The following is an 8,293-nucleotide window of genomic DNA, read 5'->3' as shown; positions in this document are numbered from 1 at the left end:
CTCTCTACTCGCGGATGCGTGGAGCAGCCGCTTGATTTCACTTTCGGTTTTTCGCCTCTGGACCGCCGGCTATTCTGACCACTCGGAGCCTGTTCTGTTCTGCTCTGCTCTGTTTGTCCATTTTCTGGGTGGTTCGTATCGCTGCGCCCTGGTAGGTGTTTTGCTTCTTTGAGGGGTGGATAATCGCTCCATGGGTTTCTAGTTGTAGTTTAGCATTTTTATTTAAACACTTTTATTTTAGAACTGTTAGCATAGGCAATAACATAAAAAAGTGGTTCGAATTTTATGAGGAAAGAGAAGGGACTGGTATACTTCAAACTTTTAAAACATGTTTTTGAACCTAATTAAATGGATGCTGGGTTCTTTTTATAGAAATTCTTAATAGAGAGATGCCCATAACATAATATTACAAATCTGTTATAGTGGTGTAGCTATTGAAACGGCACCCTCTTTTTATAAACTGTTGCTCCCGTGATGGGGGGTGCCTTTCATTGGTGACTTAATTGAGGTGTTGCTATGATTTATAAGCACAAAACGGAGATAAGTGAGTTCGATAGTTGGATAGGGGAGGGAATGCCGTCTGGCAACTACCTGGTTCTTGGTCCCCCGAAGGTGGGAAAGACGATTTTTGTGAATCAAATCGCCTACATGTCAGCCTTGAAAAAGCCTGTTGTCTATATTACTCTGGACGGTTCACCGGCGAATATTAAGTTACGTATGAAGGAATTCAACTGGAACGTAGAAACTATTGAGAAAGAAAACCTTTTTCAGTTTGTGGACGGTTTCACCTTTTGGTACACTTACCCCCAAAAAAGCGGTGATGAATTTTCGGTAGAGAGCTTAACCAACATTTCTAAACTTTTATCAGTCATTGTCTCTGCAAACGATAAGGTTGGCTCGGGGGGAATCATTGTTCTGTATTCCCTCTCCACCCTATTGGAGCACGCGGGATTCCAGAAGTCGTACAGCTTTATGACCGGGTTGAAAGCGATAATCGAGGAGAGAAACTGTCTGGGATTCACCGTTTTAACCAGCGGTATGCACCAAGAAATGGAGATAAACGCTTTCAAACATATTTGTGACGGAATAATCGAAATGCAGTTCCAACCTAAAAATGATAAAATGACCCGAAAAGTGAGAGTTATAGGACTGGGAGCGCGACTGAACCTCCTCGACTGGAAAGAATTCTCTATCATGCCAAATGGAATCAATTTAGCTCCATAAACCGCAGAGATGAACACTTTCCACAACTCTAAAGGGAAAAATGCCTAACCCACTCGAAAACTGAGTCTTCCCCACGACCTAAGAGCTTTCTTTTCATCTCTTGGCACTCACGCCACCACCGCATCACTCTTTTTTAAGGGGAAATTGGTGTAAATTTATCTCTGCAGACTGTGGTTTTAACTTTTACGTACCTGATATTTTGAGGGGTTTATTATTTTTGTGTGGGTGATTTTTCCGGGGGATGTTCTTTATTTATGGTTGCTCTTTTTAACTGGTTGGTGTAGTCTTTTAAGGTTTTGAGCATTTTCTCCTCTTCGTGTTTGTTCTCTATGATTTTTATGATCTGGCTTCCCACTATGGCGGCGTCTGCCCCGCTTTGTATTATTGTTTTTACGTGTTCTGGTTTTGAGATTCCAAAGCCTACGGCTAGAGGGGTTTTTCCCTGTGTGATGGGGAGTGTTTTTCTGATCAATTCTATGGTTTGGTCTTGGACCTGCTGTCTGGCTCCGGTTACTCCGTAGACTGAGACAAGGTAGAGGAAGCCTGACGTGGTTTCCACGATTTTCCTTAGGCGTTCCATGGGAGTGGAGGGGGCTGCCAGGAATATGGTGTCCACCTGGTGGTTTTCAGCGATTTTCTTGTACTCGCCTGCTTCTTCTGGGGGGAGGTCGGGAACGATTACTCCGCTGATTCCGGAGGCTTTGGCGGTTTCAAAGAAGTTTTTGATTCCCATTCGGTAGATGGGGTTGTAATAAGTTAGCGTTACCAGCGGGGTTTTGTTTCTCTGTTTGATTTCTTCGGCTATTTCTAGCACCTTTTTAGGCGTTGTTCCGGCTTCCAATGCCTTTGCAGCGGCTGTTTGAATGGTGGGGCCGTCAGCTATGGGGTCTGAGAAGGGGATTCCGAGTTCGATGATGTCTGCTCCTCCCCTGATTAAGGCGTTCACGATTATTAGAGTGTCTTCTAGTTCCGGGTAGCCCGCAGTAACATAGGCGATTAGGCCGCCTTCACCACGGGTTCTGAGTTCTGAGAATGTTTTTTCTATCTCTCTCATATTTCCACTCCCAAGTGTTGGGCTACGACCTCTGCGTCTTTGTCACCTCTTCCCGAGAGGGTTACCACAATAATTTTTTCCCTGCTTAAGGTTTTGGCAAGTTTCATGGCGAATGCTAATGCGTGGGCTGGTTCTAGAGCTGGGATGATTCCCTCATTTTTTGATAGTTCAAGAAAAGCGTTTATTGCCTCTTCATCGGTTGCGGTGGCATACTTTGCTCTTCCTATGCTTTTGAGGAAGGAGTGTTCGGGTCCCACACCTGGATAGTCTAGGCCCGCTGAGATGCTGTGGGTGCCTAGTATCTGACCGTTTTCATCCTGCATGATGTATGTTAGCATGCCGTGGAAGACGCCTTTTTCTCCTCCACATAGTGAGGCGGCGTGCTTTCCGGTTTCGATTCCCAGACCCGCGGCTTCAACGCCGTAAAGCTCTACTTGCTCATCGTCTAGGAAGGGGTGGAACGTGCCTATGGCGTTGCTTCCTCCACCTACACATGCGACGAGAGCGTCGGGAAGTCTTTGCTCCTTCTGTAGCATCTGTTGTCTTAGCTCGTTTCCTATAACGTTTTGGAAGTCTCTCACGATCATGGGGTAGGGGTGGGGTCCTACTACGGAGCCTATCAGGTAGTAGGTGTTTTGGACGTTGGCGACCCAGTCTCTTAGGGCTTCGTTTATGGCGTCTTTCAAGGTTTTTGACCCGGAGTTTACCGGGTGGACTTCTGCTCCTAGGAGTTTCATTCTGAAAACGTTAAGTTTTTGTCTTTCTATGTCTGCGGTGCCCATGTAGATTTCTGCTTTTAGCCCGAGGGCGGCGCAGGCTATGGCGGTAGCGACCCCGTGTTGCCCGGCTCCGGTTTCCGCGATTACTCTTGTTTTTCCCATTCTTTTTGCCAGTAGGGCTTGTCCCAGTGTGTTGTTTATCTTGTGGGCTCCTCCGTGAGCTAGGTCTTCTCGTTTGAGGTAGATTTTTGCTCCACCGATTTTCTTGGTCAGGTTTTCAGCGTAGTATGTGGGGGTGGGTCTTCCCGCGTATTCTGCCAGGTAATAGTTTAACTGTTTTTGAAATTCCGGGTCGTTTTTCGCTTCTTGGTATGCTTTTTCGAGTTCTTTACATGCGGGCATGAGGGTTTCGGGGATGAACTGCCCGCCGTGTTCTCCGAACTTACCGTTTGTTGGATACTGTTTCAATTTCGCGTATTGCTTCGATTCCATTGATTTCCACTTCCTTAGCGTTTTTTACGAATCGGTATACCTTTCTCGGATCTTTTACTCCGGGTCTGACTTCAACACCGCTGGAAACATCTACAGCGTAGGGCTTGACCCGGGTTATGGATTGTTTCACGTTTTCGGGTTTTAATCCTCCAGCCAGAATTAGCGGCTTGGGATGTATGGCATCCCTAACCTGTTTGCTCAAATTCCAATCGTGGGTTTTCCCCGTGCCTCCGTACTTGCCTGGAACATGAGTGTCCAGAAGTATGGCGTCTAACGTTTCTGCGGCTTGTGTTGCAGTGTTTAGAGCATTTTTGGTTTCGGCTGGGATTGCTCCAATAAGACGTGTGTCGGGTAATCTTTCTCGAATCTCCCGATACATCTGGTTAGAGCCATGAACCTGAATGGTGCCGGTATTCAACTCCTCGTGTATCTTTTCCAAGTGGTTGACATCCCTGAGTACCGTGACAATGACTGTTTGCACAAATAAGGGAGCAGATTTCATTATTTCTTTGGCTTTTTCGACTGATAGGTTTCTTGGAGATTCGGGCACGTTTACTACGAATCCCACTGCGTCTGCTCCGGCTTTCACTGCTGTGTGGAGGTCTTCGGTGGATGTTATTCCGCAGATTTTGACGCGAACGGGGCTCATGTTGATTCCACCAGCTGTTTTACTTTTTCCCTTATGTTGCCGGCTTTCATGATGGCGGTTCCTATGAGGAAGGCTTGGGCACCGCATTCATTGAGGTAAAGGATATCCTGTGGAGTGTTTATGCCACTTTCGCTCACAATCACCTTTCCCTCAGGACTGTGTTTAGTTAGGATCCGCTTTGTAACTTCTAGATTTACTTGGAGAGTTTTCAAGTCGCGATTGTTTATGCCAATCAGGTCGGCGCTGGTTTTTACCGCGGTGAGAAACTCATTTTCGGTGTGTACCTCTAAGAGTGCTTCCAAGTTCTTGGAATGGGCTTGTTCAATCATACTCTGAACATCCAGTTCGCAGTAACCTCTATCAAAAAGGGCCTGTATCAGTAGGATGGCGTTTGCCCCGCTTCTGGAGGCCGCTTCAATCTGAACTGGGCTCAATATAATGTCCTTCATGAGTATTGGAACATCTACCTGGATTCGGGCTTCGGCTACGAATTTAATGTGACCACTAAAATGTTTTGGCTCAGTTAGAATTGATATACCCGCAGCGCCTCCCTTCTCCATGCTCCTGACGATTTTTTTCAAGTCGCCATTTTTCCTTAGAGTGCCCTCAGACGGTGAGGCGAACTTGACCTCAGAGATAATGGGGATTCTCCTAGCATTTATGATAGCTTTTTTTAGGCTTTTAGGTGTAGCAGCCACTTTCGTACAGGTTTCGTAGCGTCCTTCCTTTATCGATTTTACCGCGTCTTGGGCTAGTAGGTCAATGTAGTCAGCCATATTTCATTTCATACTCCTCAAGCTTTGATAGTTGCCCGCAGGAAGCTTTGATCATCGTCTTCAATTTTTTATAGGCGGCTCCGCTTTCCATGGATTCGGTTGCCAGTTCAATTCCCTCCTTTAAATCGTCAGCTTTGCCACCGACCAGTACTCCGGCCGCCGAGTTAAGCAGCACCATGTTCCTTTTCGAGTCTTGGGCATCGGGTTTGCCGTTTAATAGTTTGAATGTGAGTTCGGCGCTTTCTTCGGGCGTGGTTCCGATTATTTCCTCGGGTTTAGCTATTCTGAAACCAAAATCTTTGGGGGTTATCTCGGTGAGGGATACCTCTCCCTCTCTGAGCTGTGCTACTAATGTTTTGCCGATGATGGAGATTTCATCCAATCCGTCTACGCCGTAAACCACCATGGCTTCTTCGCAACCCAGTTCTCTTAAAACATAGGCTAGTGGTTCTAACAATTCTTCGCTGTAGACTCCAAGCACTTGGGCGTTTGCACCCGCGGGATTGGTTAGGGGTCCTAGAATGTTGAATACGGTTCGGATGCCTATTTCCCTTCGTGGCCCAATAGCATGCTTCATTGCGGGGTGGAAGTTTGGGGCGAACATGAAGCCTATACCCACATTCTCAATAATTTTCTCAACAGCCTTCGGCTCTAAGTTAAGATTGAAGCCGAGTTTCTCCAATACATCGCTGCTGCCGCTCCTACTGGTAACTGATCGGTTGCCATGCTTCGCGACTGTGATCCCTGTGCCGGCAACAACGAAGGCTGCCGCTGTGCTCACGTTAAAGGTTTTCATCTGGTCTCCTCCGGTTCCGCAGGTGTCCACTAGTCGACCGTTAACCTTGGGATAAATTCTACAGCAGAACTCTCTCATCACAGCTGCGAAAGCCGAGATCTCCTGAACAGTTTCTCCCTTAATTCTCAGAGCGGTCAGGAATGCTCCAATCTGAGCCGACGTGGCACCGCCTGACATTATCTCTTTCATCACGTCCCGCGCTTCTTGGTTTTCCAAGCTCCTTCCCTCAACTAGTTTTTGTAAACCTTGCTTTATCATCTCTTACTCATCCTCAAGAAAATTTTTTATTAATCTCTTTCCGTTTGTGGTGAGTACCGATTCGGGGTGAAATTGCACTCCTTCAATTGGATATTCAAAGTGTCTGACCGCCATAATCTCTCCGCTATCCATTGACTCAGCGGTGATTTCCAAGCATGATGGCGCAGTTTCCTTATCTCCAATCAGAGAGTGGTAACGGGTGGCTACGAAGGGATTCTCCACTCCCTTAAAGATCCCTCGACCATCGTGTTTTATCAGGCTTGTTTTTCCATGCTTTAAACTCTTGGCACCGATAATTTTTCCACCGAATGTGGAGATGATTCCCTGGTGCCCCAAACACACGCCTAATGTGGAAACTCTGCGGCTCAGGTTTCGCAGAATTTCGGAACATACGCCGAAGTACCGCACATCTTCCGGTGTTCCGGGACCGGGAGAGATGATTATCCTCTCTGGGTGGAGCTTGGCGGCTTTTCTTAATGTTATTTCATCGTTTCGATAAACGAGGGGCTGTGCTCCAAGCTCGCCTACGTACTGCACCAGATTGTAGACGAAGGAGTCATAATTATCGATAATGAGAACTTTCATAGTTTATTTAACCCTCCGATAATTCTAATGCCTTAAGCAGGGCTTTTGCTTTGTGTTCGGTTTCAAACCATTCTTTTTCAGGCACCGAGTCCGCCACTATTCCCCCACCTGCCTGTATGAAGCATTTATCCCTGTCCGCTACCAGTGTTCGTATGGTGATGGCGAAATCCATGTTGCAGTTGTAGGAGAAATAGCCGACAGCGCCTGCATAGGGTCCCCTCCTAGTAGGCTCGATTTCCTCAATTATCTCCATGGCTCTTACTTTGGGGGCTCCTGAAACCGTCCCGGCTGGGAAAACCGCTCTCAGAGCATCATAGCAACTACAGTCTTCTCTGAGCTTTCCCACCACTCGGGAAACCATGTGCTGAACATGGCTATACTCGTGAACCTGCATAAATTCTGGAACATGGACGCTTCCAAAACTGGATACTCTACCTATATCATTCCTAGCAAGATCCACAAGCATTACGTGTTCGGCGCATTCCTTCTCATCTGCTAGGAGTTCCTTTGCCAAAGCCCGATTTTTCGCCGGGTCTTCCACTCGGGGTCTGGTGCCGGCGATGGGAAAGGTCTCCACTTGGCCTCGGTCAACCCTTACCAGCATCTCGGGACTGGATCCCACGATTCGCTGTTCTCCCATCTTTAGGAAATACATGTAGGGGGAGGGATTAATCTCTCGTAGAGCCAAATAGAATCGAGTAAGGTCTCCTTTGAATCTGAAATCAAGTCTCTTGGAAAGAACCACCTGAAAAATATCGCCGGACACTATGTATTTTTTAGCTTCCTCCACCGCTTCCTCATAGATTTCTTTTGCCATGTTGACCCGGGGGCTGGTGAAGGATAAGTTTCTCGGGTTGTCTGTCTCTTCTAGTTCTGCTAATTCTTGGGAACGGTCTTGGTTCCGGTAATAGTAGAAGTTTTCTCCGTGAATGTGGTCGAATACGATGCCGTCATCGTATACCCCCATGTGAAGGTCTGGGAATTTTAGGTCGTCTGCCGCCCGTTTGGGGAGTCTCTCCCAGTAGCGTACAGAATCGTAGGAGATGTAGCCTACTGCGCCTCCCACTAACCTCGATTCTTTTTGGTGGTTTTTGTGGGTTTTTCTTCCAAGAATCTCTTCAACAACCTTGAGGGGGTCGCTGGCTTTGATTCTGGTCTTTTCGCCGGATTCCGTGTCTTGCAGTGTTGTTTGACCATTTTTTGCCGTTAGAACCAGTTTGGGCATGAATCCTATGAACGAGAATTGGGCCAGCTTTCTTGGTCCTTCCATGGACTCGAGTAGGTATGCATATTCGTATTTTTCATGGATTTTCAAAAAAAGTTCGGTTGGTGAACAATTGGTTGGGAATTTTTTAACATTTAGTTGATTAAAGGGTGTGTTTTTGCTGATGTTCTTCGGTTGTTGTCCAAAGATAATACCTCACTTTGTGAATCCTCCTGCAATTTAAGTGTGAGACTATTTTTGGTGAAATAAACTAATTTATAGTAAAATTTATACTTACGTGAATTATTTAAAACTTACGTGTACTAAAATGTACATTAAATATTCCCCAAACCCTCCCCCCATATTCTTTTAAAACGTAACTAGTAGCCCCACTGCAAGACCTCCCACAGCTACAAGTGCCCTATTCTCCATCCTCTAAACTCACCACCATCTTCCCTATCCCCCAGTATTCATACCAGTGACTCCTCTGCTCTAGCACCGTTGTCCGAAACTTACCCATCTAGGACACTTCCAGA

General features: G+C 46.5%; 8 protein-coding genes. 1 reads left to right on the top strand and 7 read right to left on the bottom strand.

The annotated features are described in order from the left end of the window. Positions 1–516 precede the first annotated feature (516 nt). A complete protein-coding gene (locus ACUVXA_RS12645) occupies positions 517–1,224 on the top strand; it encodes an RAD55 family ATPase (protein WP_445871630.1) in 708 nt (235 codons plus the stop codon). Positions 1,225–1,435: 211 nt separating this feature from the next. Here ACUVXA_RS12645 and trpA read toward each other — a convergent pair whose 3' ends face one another. Genes trpA through trpE form a run of 7 tightly spaced genes read right to left on the bottom strand, consistent with a single transcriptional unit; the run spans position 1,436 to position 7,943 of the window. Further along, positions 1,436–2,278 (bottom strand): tryptophan synthase subunit alpha, encoded by an 843-nt coding sequence (trpA, locus tag ACUVXA_RS12640; RefSeq protein ID WP_445871629.1) that lies wholly within the window; start codon positions 2,276–2,278, stop codon positions 1,436–1,438. Further along, positions 2,275–3,489, bottom strand: coding sequence for a tryptophan synthase subunit beta (gene trpB, locus ACUVXA_RS12635; protein ID WP_445871628.1), 1,215 nt, complete (start codon positions 3,487–3,489; stop codon positions 2,275–2,277). Before trpB ends, trpA begins: the two co-directional genes overlap by 4 nt. Beyond that, the gene (locus ACUVXA_RS12630; protein ID WP_445871627.1) at positions 3,440–4,138 is read right to left on the bottom strand and encodes a phosphoribosylanthranilate isomerase; all 699 of its coding nucleotides are present in this window, start codon (positions 4,136–4,138) and stop codon (positions 3,440–3,442) included. The genes trpB and ACUVXA_RS12630 overlap by 50 nt, the downstream gene beginning before the upstream one ends. Beyond that, positions 4,135–4,914, bottom strand: a complete 780-nt coding sequence (locus ACUVXA_RS12625; RefSeq protein WP_445871626.1) for an indole-3-glycerol-phosphate synthase — start codon at positions 4,912–4,914, stop codon at positions 4,135–4,137. Before ACUVXA_RS12625 ends, ACUVXA_RS12630 begins: the two co-directional genes overlap by 4 nt. Further along, on the bottom strand, positions 4,907–5,968 hold the full coding sequence (gene trpD, locus ACUVXA_RS12620) for an anthranilate phosphoribosyltransferase (RefSeq protein WP_445871625.1): 1,062 nt from the start codon (positions 5,966–5,968) through the stop codon (positions 4,907–4,909). Before trpD ends, ACUVXA_RS12625 begins: the two co-directional genes overlap by 8 nt. Positions 5,969–5,971: 3 nt before the next feature. Next, positions 5,972–6,553, bottom strand: a complete 582-nt coding sequence (locus ACUVXA_RS12615; protein WP_445871624.1) for an anthranilate synthase component II — start codon at positions 6,551–6,553, stop codon at positions 5,972–5,974. Positions 6,554–6,560: 7 nt separating this feature from the next. Further along, the gene (gene trpE, locus ACUVXA_RS12610; protein WP_445871631.1) at positions 6,561–7,943 is read right to left on the bottom strand and encodes an anthranilate synthase component I; all 1,383 of its coding nucleotides are present in this window, start codon (positions 7,941–7,943) and stop codon (positions 6,561–6,563) included. Positions 7,944–8,293: the final 350 nt, after the last annotated feature.

This window comes from Candidatus Jordarchaeum sp. (assembly GCF_052745115.1).
This window is presented reverse-complemented; position numbering and strand designations above follow the sequence as displayed.